At 73.4% G+C, this 17,898-nt stretch carries 21 protein-coding genes; 6 read left to right on the top strand and 15 right to left on the bottom strand.

Annotated elements, in window-relative coordinates:
• The first annotated feature begins 52 nt into the window (after positions 1-52).
• Positions 53-892 carry an esterase/lipase family protein gene (locus tag E9934_RS07690; RefSeq protein WP_136562313.1) on the top strand — a complete coding sequence of 280 codons (840 nt, stop codon included), beginning with the start codon at positions 53-55 and terminating at the stop codon, positions 890-892.
• Here the strand turns inward: E9934_RS07690 and glpX are convergent.
• The 5 genes from glpX to E9934_RS07665 form a co-directional block, all read right to left on the bottom strand.
• Positions 889-1,902, bottom strand: coding sequence for a class II fructose-bisphosphatase (glpX, locus tag E9934_RS07685; protein ID WP_136562312.1), 1,014 nt, complete (start codon positions 1,900-1,902; stop codon positions 889-891). The genes E9934_RS07690 and glpX overlap by 4 nt on opposite strands.
• A gap of 140 nt (positions 1,903-2,042) precedes the next feature.
• Entirely contained in the window at positions 2,043-3,134 is a 1,092-nt protein-coding gene (locus E9934_RS07680) for a sulfate/molybdate ABC transporter ATP-binding protein (RefSeq protein ID WP_136562311.1), read from the bottom strand.
• The gene (locus tag E9934_RS07675; protein WP_136562310.1) at positions 3,131-3,922 is read right to left on the bottom strand and encodes an ABC transporter permease; all 792 of its coding nucleotides are present in this window, start codon (positions 3,920-3,922) and stop codon (positions 3,131-3,133) included. The genes E9934_RS07680 and E9934_RS07675 overlap by 4 nt, the downstream gene beginning before the upstream one ends.
• Positions 3,923-3,936: 14 nt before the next feature.
• Positions 3,937-4,725, bottom strand: a complete 789-nt coding sequence (gene modA, locus E9934_RS07670) for a molybdate ABC transporter substrate-binding protein (protein ID WP_136562309.1) — start codon at positions 4,723-4,725, stop codon at positions 3,937-3,939.
• Positions 4,722-5,135 carry a TOBE domain-containing protein gene (locus E9934_RS07665; RefSeq protein WP_136562308.1) on the bottom strand — a complete coding sequence of 138 codons (414 nt, stop codon included), beginning with the start codon at positions 5,133-5,135 and terminating at the stop codon, positions 4,722-4,724. Before E9934_RS07665 ends, modA begins: the two co-directional genes overlap by 4 nt.
• A 156-nt stretch (positions 5,136-5,291) precedes the next feature.
• Between E9934_RS07665 and E9934_RS07660 the strand changes: the two genes are divergently transcribed.
• Positions 5,292-5,873 (top strand): DUF4245 domain-containing protein, encoded by a 582-nt coding sequence (locus E9934_RS07660; protein WP_136562307.1) that lies wholly within the window; start codon positions 5,292-5,294, stop codon positions 5,871-5,873.
• Between the two features lie 9 nt (positions 5,874-5,882).
• Here the strand turns inward: E9934_RS07660 and E9934_RS07655 are convergent, their stop codons facing one another.
• Positions 5,883-6,140 (bottom strand): exodeoxyribonuclease VII small subunit, encoded by a 258-nt coding sequence (locus E9934_RS07655; RefSeq protein WP_136562306.1) that lies wholly within the window; start codon positions 6,138-6,140, stop codon positions 5,883-5,885.
• Complete coding sequence (gene xseA / locus E9934_RS07650) at positions 6,133-7,371, bottom strand: exodeoxyribonuclease VII large subunit (protein WP_136562305.1); 1,239 nt, start codon at positions 7,369-7,371, stop codon at positions 6,133-6,135. Before xseA ends, E9934_RS07655 begins: the two co-directional genes overlap by 8 nt.
• A 49-nt stretch (positions 7,372-7,420) precedes the next feature.
• Here xseA and E9934_RS07645 point away from each other — a divergent pair, with 49 nt between their 5' ends.
• The 4 genes from E9934_RS07645 to E9934_RS07630 all read left to right on the top strand — a co-directional run bounded on the left by E9934_RS07645 (position 7,421) and on the right by E9934_RS07630 (position 10,685).
• Positions 7,421-8,362, top strand: a complete 942-nt coding sequence (locus tag E9934_RS07645; RefSeq protein WP_238694828.1) for a PfkB family carbohydrate kinase — start codon at positions 7,421-7,423, stop codon at positions 8,360-8,362.
• Positions 8,363-8,541: 179 nt separating this feature from the next.
• Entirely contained in the window at positions 8,542-9,390 is an 849-nt protein-coding gene (truA, locus tag E9934_RS07640) for a tRNA pseudouridine(38-40) synthase TruA (protein ID WP_136562303.1), read from the top strand.
• Positions 9,387-10,004 carry a class I SAM-dependent methyltransferase gene (locus tag E9934_RS07635; protein WP_136562302.1) on the top strand — a complete coding sequence of 206 codons (618 nt, stop codon included), beginning with the start codon at positions 9,387-9,389 and terminating at the stop codon, positions 10,002-10,004. Before truA ends, E9934_RS07635 begins: the two co-directional genes overlap by 4 nt.
• Before the next feature lie 9 nt (positions 10,005-10,013).
• On the top strand, positions 10,014-10,685 hold the full coding sequence (locus tag E9934_RS07630; protein ID WP_136562301.1) for an SIMPL domain-containing protein: 672 nt from the start codon (positions 10,014-10,016) through the stop codon (positions 10,683-10,685).
• A gap of 59 nt (positions 10,686-10,744) precedes the next feature.
• On the opposite strand, the gene E9934_RS07625 is transcribed toward E9934_RS07630, so the two are convergent.
• The 8 genes from E9934_RS07625 to uraD are packed head-to-tail and all read right to left on the bottom strand — an operon-like array spanning position 10,745 to position 17,591.
• Complete coding sequence (locus tag E9934_RS07625; RefSeq protein ID WP_136562300.1) at positions 10,745-11,227, bottom strand: nucleoside deaminase; 483 nt, start codon at positions 11,225-11,227, stop codon at positions 10,745-10,747.
• Positions 11,224-12,051: a MurR/RpiR family transcriptional regulator gene (locus E9934_RS07620; protein ID WP_136562299.1), complete on the bottom strand. Its 828-nt coding sequence runs from the start codon at positions 12,049-12,051 to the stop codon at positions 11,224-11,226. The genes E9934_RS07625 and E9934_RS07620 overlap by 4 nt, the downstream gene beginning before the upstream one ends.
• Positions 12,048-13,271, bottom strand: a complete 1,224-nt coding sequence (locus tag E9934_RS07615) for an allantoate amidohydrolase (RefSeq protein ID WP_136562298.1) — start codon at positions 13,269-13,271, stop codon at positions 12,048-12,050. The genes E9934_RS07620 and E9934_RS07615 overlap by 4 nt, the downstream gene beginning before the upstream one ends.
• Positions 13,268-14,518 (bottom strand): pyridoxal-phosphate-dependent aminotransferase family protein, encoded by a 1,251-nt coding sequence (locus E9934_RS07610; RefSeq protein ID WP_238694827.1) that lies wholly within the window; start codon positions 14,516-14,518, stop codon positions 13,268-13,270. The genes E9934_RS07615 and E9934_RS07610 overlap by 4 nt, the downstream gene beginning before the upstream one ends.
• 2 nt (positions 14,519-14,520) lie before the next feature.
• On the bottom strand, positions 14,521-15,831 hold the full coding sequence (allB, locus tag E9934_RS07605; RefSeq protein ID WP_136562297.1) for an allantoinase AllB: 1,311 nt from the start codon (positions 15,829-15,831) through the stop codon (positions 14,521-14,523).
• Positions 15,828-16,715, bottom strand: a complete 888-nt coding sequence (pucL, locus tag E9934_RS07600; RefSeq protein WP_136562296.1) for a factor-independent urate hydroxylase — start codon at positions 16,713-16,715, stop codon at positions 15,828-15,830. The genes allB and pucL overlap by 4 nt, the downstream gene beginning before the upstream one ends.
• A 10-nt stretch (positions 16,716-16,725) precedes the next feature.
• Entirely contained in the window at positions 16,726-17,046 is a 321-nt protein-coding gene (gene uraH / locus E9934_RS07595; RefSeq protein WP_136562295.1) for a hydroxyisourate hydrolase, read from the bottom strand.
• Entirely contained in the window at positions 17,043-17,591 is a 549-nt protein-coding gene (uraD, locus tag E9934_RS07590; RefSeq protein WP_136562294.1) for a 2-oxo-4-hydroxy-4-carboxy-5-ureidoimidazoline decarboxylase, read from the bottom strand. Before uraD ends, uraH begins: the two co-directional genes overlap by 4 nt.
• Positions 17,592-17,898: the final 307 nt, after the last annotated feature.

The raw sequence follows: 17,898 nt of genomic DNA, 5'->3' as shown, positions 1-17,898 counted from the left end.
ACAGTGTGCCCAAACCCGGGTAGTTCGGGTTTCAACTGGGTAACGTGAAAGCGTGAGCGAGAACACCATGGCGCCGTTCCTGCTCCCCGACGGGTTCCGGCGCCCCGCACTGGCCGCCCTGCTGCGTGAGGGCTCGATCGTCACCGAGGCCGGCCGCTACGCCGTCGGCCAGCGCACGCTGCGGGGTGCGCGCCGCCGTACGCCGTACGCCGCCCGGCACGCGGAGCGGATCGGTGAGCCGGTGCTGCTCATCCCCGGCTTCCTCGCGGGCGACTGGACCTTGCGGTTGATGGCGTCGGAGCTGCGTGCCCGCGGGTTCCGCACCTATCGCTCGAGCATCGCCGCCAACGTCGGCTGCACCCTCGACACCGCCCTGACGATGGAGGGCCGCCTCGAGCAGCTCGCCGAGCGCCGCGGCGCCCGCGTGCAGATCGTCGGCCACAGTCTCGGCGGCATGATCGCCCGCGGGCTCGCCGCCCGCCGACCCGATCTCGTCGCCGGGATCGTCACGATGGGCAGCCCGATGCGCGCGCCCGCGGCCCACCACGCGCTGCTCACCCGCGGCGCCTCGGTCCTCACCCGCCTCGCCGCTGCCGGCGTGCCCAAGGTGATGACGGCGGAGTGCATCGGTGGCGAGTGTGCCCACCTCAGCTTCACCGAGTCGCAGGAGCCGCTGCGCTCCGATGTCGCGATGACCAACATCTATTCACGGCGCGACGGCATCGTCGCCTGGCCGGCCTGCATCGACCCGCAGGGTGAGGCCGTCGAGGTCCGCGCCTCCCACGTCGGCATGGCCGTCGACCCGCGCGTCATCGACGCCGTCACCGAGGCGCTGGTGCGCCATCGGACCGCAGCCGCCGCGGGCGGCCTGTCGGTCGTCGAGACCGCCTAGTCGAAATCGATGCTGGAGAAGCCGCGCAGCTTCGAGAGCTGGTGCTCGGAGGTGATGGTGCGGATCGTGCCGCTGCGCGAGCGCATGACGAGCGACTGCGTGACCGCACCGCCGGCGCGGTAGCGCACGCCGCGCACCAGCTCGCCGTCGGTGATGCCGGTGGCGACGAAGAAGCAGTCGTCACCGGTCACCAGCATGTCGGTGGTGAGGACGTGGTCGGGGTCGAGGTTGTGACCCGCGTCGATGGCGCGCTGGCGCTCCGCGTCGTCGGTCGGCCAGAGGCGACCCTGGATGGTGCCACCCATCGCCTTCATGGCGCAGGCGGCGATGATGCCCTCGGGGGTGCCGCCGATGCCCATCAGCAGGTCGATGCCGGTGTCGGCGCGGGCGGCCATGATCGCGCCGGCGACGTCGCCGTCGGTGATGAACTTGATCCGGGCGCCGGTGGCACGGATCTCCTCGGCCAGCTGGTCGTGGCGGGGGCGGTCGAGCAGGACGACGGTGACGTCGGAGGGGTTCGAGCCCTTCGCCTTGGCGACCTGGTGGATGTTCTCGGCGACGGGATAGCGGATGTCGACGACCTCGGCCGCCTCCGGGCCGGTGACGAGCTTCTCCATGTAGAACACGGCCGACGGGTCGTACATCGTGCCCCGCGGGGCCACCGCGAGCACGGCCACCGCGTTGGGCATGCCCTTGGCGGTGAGCGTCGTACCGTCGATCGGGTCGACCGCGACGTCGCACTCCGGCCCGTTGCCGTCGCCGACGCGCTCGCCGTTGAACAGCATCGGCGCGTTGTCCTTCTCGCCCTCGCCGATGACGACCGTGCCGTCCATGCCGATGGTCGAGATCATGACGCGCATCGCCTGCACGGCCACGCCGTCGGCGCCGTTCTTGTCGCCCCGGCCGACCCAGCGTCCGGCGGCCATCGCGGCGGCTTCGGTCACCCTGACCAGCTCGAGCGCAAGGTTGCGGTCGGGGGCGGGCGGCTCCACGGCGAGGTCGTCGTTCATGGGGCGAACCCTATCGTCCGCGCGGCCCTCCGCCGGCACTCGTGCGCCTGCCGGACGGGCGAGGCGAGAAACTCTCGAACCTCGGGTGAGAAACCCTCGCACCTCGGGTGAGAGGCCGGCGCACTTCGTGGGGGGACGGGTCAGCTGGCGAAGACGTCGACCTCGGAAGCCTTGACGACGAACGTGACGGGGAGGCCGGGGGCGAGGCGGAGATCGGCGACGGCGGCGGGCGTCACGTCGGCGGCGAGGTCGTGGCTGCGGACCCGGACCAGGTCGCCGAGCGGCTCGAGCTCGGTGATCGTCACGGGCAGGGCGTTGCGAGGACTGCCGCCGGGGGCGACTCGGTGGACCGCGACCGCGGACGGACGGAAGACCGCGACAGCGGGGGCGTCCGGGCGGGGGGCGGGGTCGGCGGGGACGCCGTGGACGACGGTGCCGTCGGGGCGGCGTACACCGGTCGCGGTCGTGGTGCCGGTGGCGGTGCCGGCGATCAGGTTGAGGCCGGCGAAGCGCGCGGCGAAGGCGCTCCGCGGCCGGGAGAGTACGACGCCCGTCGGCCCGTCCTCGACGACGCGGCCGTCCTCGATGACGACGACCCGGTCGGCCAGGAGCAGCGCGTCGAGCACGTGGTGGGTGACGAGGACGGTGGTCTGGTCGACGAGGACGTCACGCAGGAGCTGACGCAGGGCGGGGGCGACCGCGATGTCGAGGGCGGCCATGGGTTCGTCGAGCAGCAGGACGCGCGGCTCGGCCGCGAGGGCGCGGGCGACCGCGACGCGCTGGGCCTGCCCGCCGGAGAGCTCGGCGGGGCGGCGCTCCGCCAGGTCGACGGCGTCGACGGCGCCGAGCCAGCGTCCGGCGATCGCCCGGGCGTCGCGACGCCCGGAGCCGGTGCTGCGCGGGCCGAACGCGACGTTGTCGAGGACGCTGAGATGGGGGAAGAGCAGCGGGTCCTGGGCGAGCAGGGCGATGCGGCGGGTGTGGGGCGCGACCCAGGCGCGGGGCCCGGTGAGGACCCGGCCGTCGAGCACGACATGGCCGCTGTCGGGGCGCAGGAGACCGCTGATCACCTCCAACGTCGTCGACTTGCCGGCGCCGTTGGGCCCGAGGATCGCGACGGTCTCCCCGGGTGCGACCTCGAACGCGACGTCCACGTCGCGCTGGTCGACGCCGACGCGGACCGCCAGCGCGCCGCTCGTGGCGGTGCTTGCGGGGGTGCCGGGCGTGCTCATGACGCACCTCGCGGACGGACCAGGCCGATGACGAGGATCGCCACGGCGACCAGGAGCAACGACATGGCCACGGCGGCGTCCGCGTCGACGGCCCGCAGGTTGTAGATCAGCAGCGGCAGGGTGCGGGTGGTGCCCTCGAGGCTGCCGGCGAAGGTCACGGTGGCGCCGAACTCGCCCAGCGAGCGGGCGAACGCGAGGACGGTGCCGGAGGCGAGACCGGGCAGCACGAGGGGGAGGGTCACCCGGCGCAGCACCGTGGTCGGTGCGGCGCCGAGCGAGGCCGCGACCACGTCGTAGCGCTCACCCGCGGTGCGCAGCGCGCCCTCGAGGCTGACGACGAGGAACGGTAGCGAGACGAAGGTCTGCGCCATGACCACAGCGATCGTCGAGAACGCGATCTGCACGCCCCACGCGTCGAGCTGCTCGCCCAGCAGACCGCGGCGCCCGAAGGCCGCGAGCAGGGCGATGCCGCCGACCACGGGCGGCAGGACGAGGGGCAGGAGCACGAGCGACCGCAGCAGGCCGAGCCAACGGGACTGGCTGCGCGCCAGGACGAGCGCCAGCGGGATGCCGAGCAGCAGGCACAGCGTCGTGCTGGCCGACGAGGTACGCAGGCTCAGCTCGAGGGCCTCGAGCGCGGCGTCGGAGGCGATCAGGTCGGGGAAGTCCGACCAGGTGATCCGGGTGGCGAGCGAGGCGACCGGAAGCACCACGAACACGCCGGCCAGCACGGCGGGCACGAACACCCACCGAGGCAGGCCGACGTGGCGGGTCCGAGACGTCCTCATGCGTCGATCATCGATCAGGAGGCCGGCGGGCCGAAGCCCGCCCTGCCGAGGACGGCCTGTCCGTCGCCGAGGACGAGGTCGATCCACGCGCGGGCGAGGTCCGTCTCGTCGCTCCCGGCGACGACCACGATCGGATAGTGGTTGACCACGTCGACCGCCTCGGGGAACTCGACGCCCTCGACGGCACCGTCCGCGGCCTCCACGTCGGTGACGTAGACCAGCCCGGCGTCGGCCTCGCCGGACTCGATCTTGCCGAGGACGTCGGTGACCGACTGCTCCTCGCTGTCGGGCGCCAGCCTCACGCCCGCGGCGTCGGCGACCTGCACGGCGGCGTTGCCGCAGGGCACCTCCGGGGCGCAGACGACGATGTCGAGGTCCTCCTTGCCGAGGTCGGCGAGCCCGGTGATCCCGGCCGGGTTGCCCGGCGGGACCGCGATGACCAGCGTGTTGGTGGCGAACTCCGTCGGCTCGCCGTCGGCGAGATCGGCGTCGAGGAACTGGTCCATGTTCTTCGTGTCGGCGGAGGCGAACACGTCCGCGGCCGCCCCGTCGGCGATCTGGGCGACCAGGTCGGAGGAGCCACCGAAGGACAGCTGCACGTCGGCGTCGGGATGGTCGTTCTCGAACTGCGCCTCCAGCTGCTCGAAGGTGCTGGTCAGCGAGGCGGCGGCGAAGACGGTGAGCTTCTGGCGGCCGCCCTCGCCCTCGCTGCCGTCGTCGCCGCAGGCGGTGAGCGGCAGGGCGAGCGCGGCGACCAGGACGGCGACCTGAGTGCGGACGGCGAGGGCGCGGCGACGGTTCACCCGTACCTCCGGGAGACGGGCCGTTCGACGACGACGGCTGTGGACTTGACCGACGCGATCGCCCGGACGCCCGGCTCGAGACCGAGCTCGAGAGCCGCCTCGGCGCTCATCAGAGACACGATCCGATAGGGCCCGCAGACCATCTCGACCTGCGCCATCACGGTGTCGGCGACGACCCGGGTGACGATCCCGGTCATCCGGTTGCGGGCGCTGACCTCGCCGGCCCGGGTGCGGCCCCGGTCGGCATCGTCGAGCAGCGACGTCGCCAGGTCGGCGAGGTCGGTGCCGGCGATGGTCGTGCGTCCCTCGGCCGTCGTACCGGCGAGACGGCCGGCCTCGATCCAGCGCCGGACGGTGTCCGTGCTGACGCCGAGGAGCTCTGCGGCCTCGGCCACGCGATAGGTGGTCACGGGTTCAACGATGTCGCATCTGCGGCAGAATTGCACCGATCTGGCAGTGAACTCGTCATTTTCAACAGATACGGTGTCTCACGTGCGGATCGGGATGCGGGGTGCCGGTGGGCCGCTGTCACCGCCCGTCGATGTGGCTGGGACACTGGGGAGGACATGAGCAACGAGCAGCAGGCGCCCGGTCGTCCCGGTCGCTACCAGCGGACCACCGGGGGCCTCGTCGCCTCCATGGTCGTCACCGTCCTCGGCGTCGGTGCGCTGCTGTGGTTCATGGGGATCTTCCGGCCCGACTTCGAGACCAGGCCGGAGGCGGTCGACTACCTCGACACCGTCGCGGCCGCGCAGCTTGCGGACCTCGAGCCGATCTATCCCGCCAGGCTGCCCGACGGCTGGATCGCGACGAGCGTCGAGGTCGACCCGGCCGGCGAGCCCGTCTTTCGCGTCGGCCTCCTGACCGACGACGACAAGTTCGTCAGCGTCGAGCAGCAGGACGCCAGCCCGCTGACCCTGGTCGGCGGGTGCTTCAACGGCGAGGAGCCTGTCGAGATCGACGGATTCGTTGTTCCCACCGATGTACCGCGGCCGGTCGCGCGCGAGTGGGAGGGCTACTCCGACGGTGACCGCAATGTCGGCTACGTCGCCGAGGTCGGTGACGTCACCGTCCTCGTCTGCGGCTCGGCGCCGGAGGCGGAGCTGCAGGCCGTCGTCGCCTCACTAACCACCGCCCCGATCGACTGACGCTCGCGGTCAGCTCTCGTCGTCCTCGTCGTCAGCCTCGGCCTCGGCCACGACGGCGTCCAGGCGCTCGCGCGCGCCGTCGATCCACTCCTGGCACACGCTGGCCAATGCCTCGCCGCGCTCCCACAGGGTGAGGGACTCCTCCAGCGTGGCGCCACCGGCCTCGAGCTGGCGGACCACCTCGACGAGCTCGGCGCGGGCGTCCTCGTAGGACGGCTTCTCGGCGGACTCGGCGGCCCCGGCGGACTCGTCAGTCGCGTCAGTCATGGCTCTCCTCGGTGGCGGTGGCGGTGGCGGTGGTGGTCACGCGGATGCGGCCGTCGGCCACCCGCACGCTGAGCGGGGCGCCGGCGGCGATGCCCTCGATGCTGGTCACGACGTGGCCGTCGCCGTCCTGGAGGACGGCGTAGCCGCGCTGGAGGGTGGCGAGCGGCGAGAGCGCCTGCACTCGGGCCCGATGGTGACGTACGTCGTCGTGGGCCCGGTCGAGCCGGTGGCCCAGCTGGCGGCGCATCCGGTGTCGCCAGTCGTCGAGCTCCGCGGCCCGGTCGTCGAGCAGGGTGTGGGGATCGGCGAGGGCGGGTCGGGCACGCAGCGTGTCGAGGTCGCCCTGGGCCCGGTCGAGTCGGCGGTCCAGGGCGGCGCGCAGGCGGCTGCGGGCCTCGAGCACCCGCGCCCGCTCCTGCGCCATGTCGGGCACGACCTGCTTCGCGGCATCGGTGGGGGTCGAGGCGCGCAGGTCGGCGACGTAGTCGAGCAGGGGCGTGTCCGGCTCGTGGCCGATCGCCGAGACCACGGGGGTGCGGGCCGCGGCCACCACCCGGATCAGGCCCTCGTCGGAGAAGGGCAGCAGGTCCTCGACCGAGCCGCCGCCGCGGGCGATCACGATGACGTCGACCTCGGGGTGCGCGTCGAGCCGGCGCACCGCCTCGATCACCTCCGCGGCCGACCGCTGACCCTGCATCGCCGCGTGCGCCACCTCGAACACCACCGCCGGCCAACGGCGGGTGGCGTTGTCGATCACGTCGCGCTCGGCGGCCGACCGCGGCGCGGTCACCAGGCCCACCCGGGCGGGCAGCGTGGGCAGCCGGCGTTTGCGGTGCGCCTCGAAGAGCCCTTCGGCCGCCAGCAGCTGCCGGCGTTGCTCCAGGCGTGCCAGCAGCTCGCCGAGACCGACCATCCGGATCTCGCGTGCCTGCAGGGACAGGCTGCCGCGGTTGGCGTAGTAGGTCGGGCGGCCGTGGATCACCACGCTCGCACCCTCGGTCACCGGCGTCGCGAGTCCGTCGAACACGACGCGCGAGCAGGTCACCGGGATCGAGATGTCGGCGACCGAGTCGCGCAGCGTCAGGAACACCGTCTGCAGGCCGGGGCGCCGGCTGATCTGCGTGACCTGGCCCTCCACCCACACGGCGCCGAGCCGGTCGATCCAGCCCGAGATCGCGTTGGCGATCGCGCGGACCGGAGCCGGCTTCTCCAACGACGTCTCGAGTGCCATGGCCGCGAGCCTATTTGATGGGGCCGACCGCGCGGGCCACAGTGGGGGCGTGAGTGGCGCTCTGGTGATCGGCGAGGCAGTGCTCGACGTGCTCGTCGCGCCCGACGACGATGGCGACGGGGGTCCCGCCGAGCAGCGGCCGGGCGGCTCGGCGGTCAACGCCGCCGTCGCCCTCGCCCGCCTCGGCCGGCCGGTGCAGCTGGCCACCGCCCTCGGCCCCGACCGGGCGGGCGGCCTGATCCGCGCCCATCTCGCCGCCGCAGGCGTCGTCCTGATCGGCGACCCCGACGTGCTCGACTCGACGGGTCGCGCGGAGGCGGTCGTCGACGCGACCGGCGCGGCGTCGTACTCGTTCGACATCGGGTGGTCGCTGCCGGCCGACGTCGACGCGGTGGACGTGCCGCGGGTCGTGCACGTGACGTCGCTCGGGCCGCTCGTCGACCCGGGCGGCGCGTCGACCTTCGACCTGGTCGAGGCGCTGCGGCCGCACACGGCGGTGTCCTATGACATCAACCTGCGACCGGGGATCACTGGAATGGGGGCGGACGTCCGCGCCCGCGTCGAGGCGATGGCGGCGCTCAGCGACGTGGTCAAGGCCTCCGACGAGGACCTGGTCGCGCTCTGGCCCGATCGCCTCCCCGGGGAGTCCGCGACCCACCTGCTCGGGCTCGGGCCGGCCGCCGTCGTCGTCACCCATGGCGGCGAGGGCGCGTCGTGGCACGCCTGCCACGGCGCCGACTGGTCGACCGGTGGCGTCCACGCCCTGCCCGCCGACGTGGTCCACCCGATCGGCGCGGGCGACACCTTCGCCGCCGCGCTGATCGACCACCTGTGGCCGCTCCTCGCCGCAGGCCCGGACGCCACCCGCGACGCCCTCGGCGACCTCGACCCGCCGGGGTGGACCGCTGCGCTGACCTGGGCGGCCCGCGCCGCGGCGGTCACCGTCGCCCGGCCGGGCGCCGATCCGCCGACGCGGGACGAGCTCGGCTGAGCCTGTATCCACCGGTCCCCGGCGTGGCGAGCGGCACCAGACGGGTGCGATGGCAAGGCACGGGCGCGATCGCGGTCTGGTTGCACCGTTGAGCGTCCGTAACGCCGCCAGGGCGCCCGGATGGGGCCGCTCGGCAGCCGCGGATCGGTGGACCCAGGCTCACCCCCTACCCTGAGGGCGTGCGGCTCCGGATCGACCTCGCCTACGACGGCACCGACTACCGCGGATGGGCCGCCCAGCCGGGGTTGCGCACCGTGCAGGCCGAGCTCGCCGCCGCCCTGACCACCGTGCTGCGGTTGCCGGAGGGGTCGTTGCAGGTCGTCTGCGCCGGGCGCACCGACGCCGGGGTGCACGCGCGCGGCCAGGTCGCCCACGTCGACGTACCGCCGGACGGGTCGCCCGCCGCGGCGCGTCAGCTGGGCCAGCTCGAGCAGCTGACCCGGCGGCTCAACGGGGTCGTGGACCGCGACCTGCGGATCCACCGCATCGTGGTGGCGCCCGACGGCTTCGACGCCCGTTTCGCCGCGCTGTGGCGCCGCTATGCCTACCGGATCGCCGACGACCCCGCGCTGGTCGACCCGCTCACCCGCCACCACGTCCTCGCCTGGCCCCGGCCCCTCGACGTCGCGGCGATGGACCGCGCGGCGGCCAGCCTGGTCGGTCTCCACGACTTCGCCGCCTTCTGCAAGCGCCGGGAGGGTGCGACGACCGTGCGCACCCTGCTCGACTTCGGCTGGACGCGGGAGCCGGACGGCCTGCTCGTCGGCCGGGTCCGCGCCGATGCCTTCTGCCACTCGATGGTCCGCGCCCTGGTCGGCTGCATGATCGCCGTCGGCGAGGGTCGCAAGCCCGTCGAGTGGGCCGCCGAGGTGCTGGTGGCTCGCGCGCGCGACCCGCAGGTCCCGGTGGTGGCCGCCCACGGCCTGACCCTCGAGGAGGTCGCCTATCCCGAGGACGCCGGGCTGGCGGAGCGGGTCGAGCTGACCACGGCCCGCCGGGCACCGATCGAGCCGGGGGAGGGCGCATGAGCGACGAGCGCGAGGAGCACTACTTCACCGCCGACCCGACGGCGCCCTTCCAGCGCGCCGCCGTCGAGGCGACCGTCTGGGGCCACGACCTGCGCCTCGTCAGCGGCTCGGGCGTCTTCGCGCGCGGGCGCGTCGACATCGGGACCTCCGTGCTCTTCCGCGAGACCGACCCACCCGCCGGCGGCCGGATCCTCGACCTCGGCTGCGGCTACGGCGTCATCGGCCTGGCCTGTGCCGTCGCTGCGCCGAGCGCCACGGTCACGGCTGTCGACGTCAACCAGCGGGCCGTGCTGCTGGCCAACGAGAACGCCGCCTCGCTCGGTGTGGCCGACCGGTTCTCCGCGGTGACGCCGGAGGAGGTCGAGCCCGGGGCGTCGTACGACGAGATCTGGTCCAACCCGCCCATCCGGATCGGCAAGGCGGCGCTCCACGAGCTGCTGCTGACCTGGCTGCCGCGGCTGGTCCCGGGCGGCCGGGCGGTCATGGTGGTCGGCAAGAACCTCGGCGCCGACTCGCTGCAGCGGTGGCTGGACGATCAGGGCTATCCGACCGGCCGGCTGGCGAGCGCCAAGGGCTTCCGTGTGCTGGAGGCCCGCCGCCCGGCGACCTCGTAGGGTCGGGCCATGGCCACCGAGTTCGTCGTCCGCGGCTCGCACCGCGTCTTCCACGCCCCCGAGCGAGCCACGGTGCGGGTCACCCTGGCCCTGGAGGGCCCGGCGCTGCAGCCGGTCTATGACCGCGTCGTGCGCGACGTCGAGTCCGTGCGCTCCTCGATCGGCGCCCTGCACGATCCCGAGCGGGGGCCGGTGACCTGGTGGGCGACGGGCAACGTGCGGACCTGGGCGCAGCGACCGTGGAACCAGGACGGCAAGCAGCTGCCGCTGGTGCACCACGCGAGCGTGGGTGTCGAGGCGAAGTTCCGCGACTTCGCCGCCCTGTCGCGCTGGGTCGGTCAGCAGGTGGCCTCGACGCAGGGCTTCTCCCTGGACGGCGTGGTGTGGGCGCTGACGGAGCAGAACCGGCTCCAGCTGGAGCGCGCGGTGCGGACCCGCGCCGTCCGCAATGCCGCCCAGCGGGCGCAGGAGTACGCCGACGCGCTCGGCCTCGGCGTCGTGCGCCCGGTCGCGATCGCGGACTCCGGGATGCTCGGCCAGGGCCTCTCGCCGATGGGCGACTCCGCCGCGCCCTTCGCGCGGATGGCCGCCGCCGGCAAGCAGGGTGGCGGGGAGCTGGAGCTCTCGCCGGAGGACATCGAGGTCTCGGCGGAGGTCGACGCGCGGTTCCAGGCCGACTGAGGACGCGCCTCGGGTGAGAACCCCCACACCTCGGGTGAGAAACCCTCGCACCTCGTCGGTCAGTAGGCCGTGCGCGACTCGTGGTCCAGCCATGCGTCGAAGGGCGCGGCCGCGTCGGCGGGCCGGACGTTGTCGACGGTCATCGACCACTCCGACCGGGGCGTGGCGAAGAGGTCATAGAACGCGCGGTCGTCGAAGCCGCCGCGCGCCGCGTCGTCCCTGTCGGCGGCGAAGACGACCCGGTCGACGCGGGCCCACAGCGCAGCCGACAGGCACAGCGGACACGGCTCGCACGAGGTGTAGAGGATGCAGCCGGCGAGGCTGAAGTCGGACAGCACCCGGCAGGCGCTGCGGATCGCGACGACCTCGGCGTGGGCGGTGGGGTCGAGGTCGCGGGTCACCCTGTTCTGCCCGGTCGCCACGACCGTGCCGTCGCGGACGATCAGCGCACCGAAGGGCCCACCTCCCTCCGCGACGTTGGCCGTGGCCAGGTCGACGGCGCGGGCCAGCCAGGTGTGGTCGGGGCTCTCCGGTGACGTCACTCGACTTCTCCCAGCGTCTCGTAGGTCTCGGTGATGGCGCGGACCCGGGCGGGTCCGGTCCGGCGGCAGGCGGCGAGGACGGCGTCGGCGAGGACGCTGACCAGCGCCATGGGCGCGGCATAGCTGTCGAAGGCGAGCTCGTGCTGCAACGGGCACTCCAGCCAGACGCTCGCCGACGATGCGTGGCCGAGCGCGGAGGGGTCGGCGACGGGCACGACCGTCGCGCCCGTGGCCCGGGCGGCTCCCAGGAAGCGGCCGAAGTGCGACGGTCGTCGTCGGAAGCCCACGACGACCACCACGTCGTCGGCGCCCAGCCCGACGAGTTCCTCGCCGGTGGTCTGCCCGGGCACCGGCGCGATGCGGACGTCGTCGCGGGCCTGGGCCAGCTGCTCGCGCAGGTGCAGCGCGACCGGATAGCTGTTGCGCCACCCGGCGACGAGCACCCGGTCGGCGAGCGCGATCAGGCCTGCTGCCTCCGGGAGCCGCGGGTGCTCGATCGCGCGGACGATGGCGGCGTGCTCGCCGGCGGCCACGGCCGCGGTGTTGGGGGCGCCGTCGACCCGTCGCGGCTCACCGGAGGTCCGTAGCACCCGCAGGTGGTCGCGGACGTCGTCGAAGCCCTCGAAGCCGAGGCTGCGGAAGAGTCGGCTCATCGTCGCGCGGGAGACGCCGGCGAGGTCGGCCAGCTCGGCCGCCCGGTAGGTCGCGAGGTCGTCGAGGTGCTCCAGCAGGGTCGCGGCCGCTCGCCGCTCCTGGGGACTGAGCAGGTCATGGCGCTCGGCGATCCGCTCGTCGATCGGCTGCCGGGTCGATTGGGTGGTCATGGGAGGTCCCGGGCGATCGCGAGGACCGCCTGCTCGAAGGCGTCGAGGCCGCGGGCGACGTCGACCTCCCGGACCCCCTCGTCGGGGTGGTGGCTGATCCCGTCGTGGCAGCGCACGAACAGCATGCCGATGTCGGTGATCGCCGCGATCGCCATCGCGTCGTGACCGGCCGGACTCCACAGCCCCATCGGATCGGTGTCGCCCGTGCTCCGGATCCCCTCGATCACGGCGTCCTGGAGCCAGGGAGCGCACGGCGCGGCGGGTGCCACGTGGGTCAGCGCGACGTCGAGGCGCAGGCCGCGGTCGGCGCAGATCCGCTCGGCCTCGAGCTCGATCGTCTCCCACGTGCGGTCGCGCTCGTCGTCGGTGGCGGCGCGCAGGTCGAGGCTGAGGTCCGCGCGCCCCGGGATCACGTTGACGGCGCCGGGCTGGGCCTGGATCCGGCCGACGGTCGCCAGCGTCCCGGCTCCCTTGGCGATCCGCTCGACCGCCACCACGATCTCGCTGGCGCCGACGAGCGCGTCGCGCCTGCGGGAGTACGGCGTGCCGCCGGCGTGCCGGGCCTCGCCGGTCACCGACAGCCGGAACCGGCGGGCGGCCGCGATGGTCGTGACGAAGCCGAGCGAGGCGTCGGCGGCCTCGAGGAAGGGGCCCTGCTCGATGTGGGCCTCGAGGTAGCCGACGAGCTCCTCGGGTCGTCGCGCGGCATCGCCGATCGCACGCGGGTCGAGGCCGAAGTCGAGGAACGCCTGGTGCAGCGTGGTGCCGTCGCGGTCGGCCAGGTCCCACCAGTCCTCGTCCCAGGTGCCGGCGACGGCCTGGCTGCCGAGCAGCGCCTTGCCGAAGCGGGCACCCTCCTCGTCGCTGAAGCCGATCACCTCGAGGGCGAAGGGCAGCACGGCGTGCCGCAGCCGCTCGGCCACGGCGATCGCCATGACGACACCGAGCATCCCGTCGAAGCTGCCCGCGTCGGGGACGGTGTCGAGGTGGGAGCCCAGCAGCAGTGCGGGCATCCCCGGCTCGGTGCCCTCGCGCCGGCCGAGCAGGTTGCCGGCGGCGTCCTGGCGCACCGACAGGCCAGCGGCCTCCATCCAGCTCCCGACGACGTCGTTGGCGGCGCGGTGCTCTGCGGTGAGGTGGGTGCGCTCCAGCCAGGTGTCCGAGGCGGAGATGGTGTCGAGCTCGCTGCAGCGGCCGAGGACCTGCTCGGCGGTCGTCACGCGCCGGCTCCTGCATAGCTCTGCAGCGCGGCGGTGACGCCACCGCCGGGCGGGACCGCGACCCCGGCCGCGCGCAGCACCTGCTCGAGGGCCGCGAGCGTGGTGAGGACCGCGTCCCTGCGGGCATTGAAGCCCATCGTCCCGATCCGCCAGACCTTGCCGTGCAGCGGACCGAAGGAGGTGCCGATCTCGATCCCGAAGTCCTCCAGCATCCGGCCACGGACGGCGTCGCCGCCGACGGCGCCCAGTTGAGCCGGGATCCCCACGGCCACGACGTTGTGCATCTTGTGCGCGAGGTCGCCGAAGACCCCGAGGCCCAGCCCCTGCACGCCGGTGAGCATCGCGGCCCCGTGCCGCGCGTGGCGGGCCACGGCGTCGTCGATGCCCTCGGCCACCAGCAAGCGCGCACACTCGCGGGCGGCGTACAACATCGAGGTGGCCTCGGTGTGGTGGTTGAGCCGGCGCGGGCCCCAGTAGTCCATGACCATGGCGAGGTCGAAGTAGTTGCTGGCGATGACACGGCCGGACGCGGTGTCGGAGTCCTCGCCCCCCGGAATCTCACGGAGCCCGGCCTCGACGTGGCGGCGGCCGTTGATCACGTCGACCGCCCGGGGCGAGAGCGTGATCGGCGCCGATCCGGACGGACCGCCCAGGCACTTCTGCAGCCCGGCCGTGGCGATGTCGATCTGCCAGTCGTCGGTGCGGAACTCGTTGCCGCCGATGGAGGCGGTGGCGTCGACGTAGAGCAGCGCCCCGTGCTCGGCGCAGATCCGCCCGATGTCGTCGAGCGGCTGGCACATGGTGGTGGAGGTGTCGCCCTGGACGCAGGCGACGACCTTCGGGCGCAGCCGCAGGACGGCCTCCTCGACCTGCTCCGGCGCGACCACCTCGCCCCACGGCACCTCGATCGTGTGCACCTCGGCGCCGCACCGGCCGGCGATCTCGGCGAGCAGGTGGCCGAAGCGGCCGAAGACCGGCACCAGCACGCGGTCGCCGGGCTCGATGAGGGACACCAGGGCCGCCTCGATGCCGGCGCGGGCGGTGCCGTCGACGAGGAACGTCTGCTCGTTGTCGGTGGCGAAGACGTGGCGATAGAGCGCCATCACCTCGTTCATCGTCGTCGTCATGAAGGGGTCGAACTGGCCGACCAGCGGCGCCGCCATGGCGCGCAGCACCCGCGGGTCGACGCTGATCGGCCCGGGGCCCATGAGCAGCCTCGGGGGAGGCGCGATCTCGTCCAGCGGCATCGTCAGCGGGTCCTCTCCAGCAGTCGTCCGGTGGGCTCGCGGTCGGCGGCGACGCCGCGCACGAAGGTGTGGGTCACGGATCCGGCGAAGGTGCGGCCGTCGTAGGCCGAGATCGGGTTGCGGTGGGCGAGTCGGGCGACGTCGACGGTCACGGGCGTCGCCGTGTCGAGGACGGTCAGGTCGGCGTCGCAGCCGACGGCGATGCGCCCCTTGGTCGTCAGCCCGACGAGGTCGGCGCTCGCTCGGGCCATCCAGCGCGCGACGAGGTCGAGCCCGACGCCGCGCCGACGGGCCTCGTCGGCGACCGCCGTGAAACCGACCTGCAGCCCGGAGATCCCGCCCCACGCCTGCTGGAGGTCGCCGTCGCCCGCGCACTTCATGGCCGTCGTCGCGGGGGAGTGGTCACTGACCACCAGGTCGATCACGCCGTCGACGAGCGCGGCCCACAGGGCGTCGCGGTTGGCGTCGTCGCGGATGGGTGGGCAGCACTTGAACGCCGCGTCCCCGTCGGGGATGGCGTCGGCGGCGAGACAGAGATAGTGCGGGCAGGTCTCGACCGTCACCGGCAGCCCCTCGGCGCGAGCGTCGGCCAGCAGGTCCAGGGCCCGCGCGCTCGACAGGTGGAGCACGTGGACGCGGCAGCCGGTCTCCCGCGCCCCGTCGAGCAGCCGCCGGATCGCCGTCGTCTCGGCCTCGTCGGGTCGGCTGAGCAGGAAGTCGGCGTACGCCCGGCTCGGCGGGTGCGGCGCCGCGTCGAGCACGGCCGCGTCCTCGGCATGGACGATGAGCAGGCCGTCGAAGGAGGCGATCTCCTGCAACGCCGTCCGCAGCTGCGCCGGGTCCAGGGCCGGGAACTCGTCGACGCCGCTCGGGGCGAGGAAGCACTTGAAGCCGAACACGCCGGCCTCCCACAGCCGCTCCAGCGAGCCGAGGCTGTCGGGGACGGCGCCGCCCCAGAAGCCGACGTCGACGACCGCCTGGTCGCGCGCCGCCGCCTGCTTGAGGGCCAGCGCCTCGGGGGTCGTGGTCGGTGGGATCGAATTGAGCGGCATGTCGACGATCGTCGTGACGCCGCCGAGCGCGGCGGCCCGGGTGGCGGAGGCGAAGCCCTCCCAGTCGGTGCGCCCCGGCTCGTTGACGTGGACGTGGGTGTCGACCATGCCGGGCAGGAGGTACGACGAGTCGGGCAGCGTCAGGCCGGCGCTCTCGTCGTACGGGCCGATGGCGGCGATCCGCCCGTCCGCGACGGTGAGGGTGGCGTCGGTGAAGGTGCCGTCGACCAGGGTGCGGCGGGCGGCGATGGTCTGCGTCATCCGGGCATCCCGGTCCAGGCCCGCGGCTCGTCGACGCCGGTCCGGGAGAGCGTTGCGGAGATCAGGCCGTAGGGGCGGTCGGCGGCGAGGAAGACCTCGCCGGGGTTGTCGAGGCCGAAGGGTTCGAGGTCGACGAGGAAGTGGTGCCTGTTGGGGCAGCTGATCCGGATCTCGGCCAGGTCGGCGCAGGCGTCGAGCGCGGCCGCACCCATGGCGTGGATGGTCTGCTGCAGCGCCAGGCTGTGGGTGTCGGCGAAGGCGCCGGTCATCGCCTCGTGGACGGTGTCGAAGACGCCGTCGTACGACGTGTCCTGCAGCGGCGCCGCATAGCGCCAGGTTGCCGACACGCTGGTGGCGAGGATCCGGTCGTCGGTCTCGGCGAGGCTGGTGTAGCGGTCGCGAGGGAACCCGTGGAACTCGCTGCCGGTGCTCTTGAGCACGGTCAGGTCCTTCAGCCCGCCGAGCACGTAGGTGTCCTCGCCCCACGTCTGTGCCCAGGCCGTCCGGGTGACCTGGCCGGAGCGGACGAAGGAGTGGCCGTTGGCGGGGATCCGGTCCCACGCGAACTGCTCGGCGGCGAACCAGGTGCCGGTGACCCACGGCTGGGCGCGCCAGTGCTCGGCGAGCACGAGCAGGAACTCCTCCGGACTGCCGACCCCGTGCTGGCGGGCGAGGGCGAAGACGGTGTTCTTCTGGGTGTCGGTGGCGTGGACGTGGCTGTTGTCGCCGGCGGTGTAGGCGGTCGCGAAGTCGCCGCGCAGCTGGGTCGTGACGTTGAGGTCGTGGAGGACGTGCTCCGACCCGTCGGCCGCACTGCGGTCGACCTTGACCAGCCGGCACTCGGCCTTGCCGTGCTGGAGGTCGGAGAGGTGGTAGTCGCTCATCGTCGGGGTCCTAGCTTCCGCGGTAGGTCGTGTAGGAGAACGGGCTGAGCAGCACGGCGACGTGGTCGTGGTCGGCCTCCGCGCCGGCGGCGAAGTGGATCGTGACGTCGGGGAAGAAGCACTCGCGTTCCTGCGCGTCGAACCAGGTGCCCGTCGCAAAGGTCAGCCGGTGGGGGCCCGGCCCCAGGTCGGCGGTGAAGCGCACCCGGCCGTCGAGGTCGGTCGCGGCCTCCTCGACGACGGTCCCCTGGGGGTCGGTGAGTACGACGGGCAGGCCGGCCGCCGGTCGTCCCAGAGCCGCGTCCAGCACGTGGGTGGAGCAGGTGGTCATGGCAGGCCTCCGGTCGTGGTGGGCTCCGGGTCGATCTCCGGGTCGATCTCCAGGTCGAGGAAGTCGGCGAGGCGCAGCAGGGCGATCTCGGCGAGCTGCTGGCGGGTGACCTCGCGCTCGGTCGCGTCGTCGTTGCCGAGCCGCTGCTCGAGCAGGTCGAGCATCTCCTCGCCGCTGCGGCCCTTGGCGCGGACCAGGTAGATCCGGTCGAAGCGTTCCTCGTAGCGGCGGTTGCCGTCGGCCAGCCGGTCGGCGAGTGCCTGGTCGGCGGCGTCGACACCGGCCTGCTCGCGGCGTGAGTGGTCGGCGGTCGTGCCGTTGCTGGTGGGTCGTTCGCCGATCCGGGGGTGGTCGGCCAGCGCCGCGTCGACCTCGTCCGGTGTCCATCGCGCGGCGTGGGCGCGAGCGGTGGCGAGGAGATGGTGGGCGTCGTCGTACGGCCGGGAGGCGAGGAGGGCAGCGACCCAGGAGTCGATCCGCACGCAGGCGCGCAGCGCGGTAGCGGCGTCGTCCTCACTCAGCCCGTTGAACCGTTCGATCCCCACGGGACCTCCTGCCTGTCGCCTCGTCGCGCACTGAAACTAGATCTTCTGTGTGAAGGCGATGCGAAACAAGCGTTTCACGGTGATGACGTTCCTGGGCGCACTCGATTCCGGCCCCGCCAGGTGGTCGAGGAGCCCGTGAGGGACGAGCGGGCGTCACGAGACCCCTCGCCAGCCCTCACCGCCTCCGGTGGAACCTGACGTCCCCGTTGGGGAGGAGTTCGTGTCCGTAGGCGGGGTCGTGGATGCGGTGGTGGTGATGGGAGCAGAAGCTCTTGCCGTCCTTGATGTCGGTGTGGCCGCCCTGGGT

Origin of the sequence: Nocardioides caeni (assembly GCF_004912195.1) — a bacterium.
Classification (GTDB): Bacteria; Actinomycetota; Actinomycetes; order Propionibacteriales; family Nocardioidaceae; genus Nocardioides; species Nocardioides caeni.
Note: the sequence above shows the minus strand (reverse complement) of the source record. Positions and strands in the feature narration are given on the sequence as shown.

Bases quoted from the DNA above. Each gene is read 5' to 3' on its own strand.
- allB (WP_136562297.1), bottom strand. From the start codon at position 15,831: ATGACGCAGACCATCGCCGCCCGCCGCACCCTGGTCGACGGCACCTTC.
- E9934_RS07630 (WP_136562301.1), top strand. From the start codon at position 10,014: ATGGCCACCGAGTTCGTCGTCCGCGGCTCGCACCGCGTCTTCCACGCC.
- xseA (WP_136562305.1), bottom strand. From the start codon at position 7,371: ATGGCACTCGAGACGTCGTTGGAGAAGCCGGCTCCGGTCCGCGCGATC.
- E9934_RS07620 (WP_136562299.1), bottom strand. From the start codon at position 12,051: ATGACCACCCAATCGACCCGGCAGCCGATCGACGAGCGGATCGCCGAG.
- E9934_RS07655 (WP_136562306.1), bottom strand. From the start codon at position 6,140: ATGACTGACGCGACTGACGAGTCCGCCGGGGCCGCCGAGTCCGCCGAG.
- E9934_RS07610 (WP_238694827.1), bottom strand. From the start codon at position 14,518: ATGCCGCTGGACGAGATCGCGCCTCCCCCGAGGCTGCTCATGGGCCCC.
- E9934_RS07675 (WP_136562310.1), bottom strand. From the start codon at position 3,922: ATGAGGACGTCTCGGACCCGCCACGTCGGCCTGCCTCGGTGGGTGTTC.
- E9934_RS07680 (WP_136562311.1), bottom strand. From the start codon at position 3,134: ATGAGCACGCCCGGCACCCCCGCAAGCACCGCCACGAGCGGCGCGCTG.
- uraH (WP_136562295.1), bottom strand. From the start codon at position 17,046: ATGACCACCTGCTCCACCCACGTGCTGGACGCGGCTCTGGGACGACCG.
- E9934_RS07660 (WP_136562307.1), top strand. From the start codon at position 5,292: ATGAGCAACGAGCAGCAGGCGCCCGGTCGTCCCGGTCGCTACCAGCGG.
- E9934_RS07635 (WP_136562302.1), top strand. From the start codon at position 9,387: ATGAGCGACGAGCGCGAGGAGCACTACTTCACCGCCGACCCGACGGCG.
- pucL (WP_136562296.1), bottom strand. From the start codon at position 16,715: ATGAGCGACTACCACCTCTCCGACCTCCAGCACGGCAAGGCCGAGTGC.
- glpX (WP_136562312.1), bottom strand. From the start codon at position 1,902: ATGAACGACGACCTCGCCGTGGAGCCGCCCGCCCCCGACCGCAACCTT.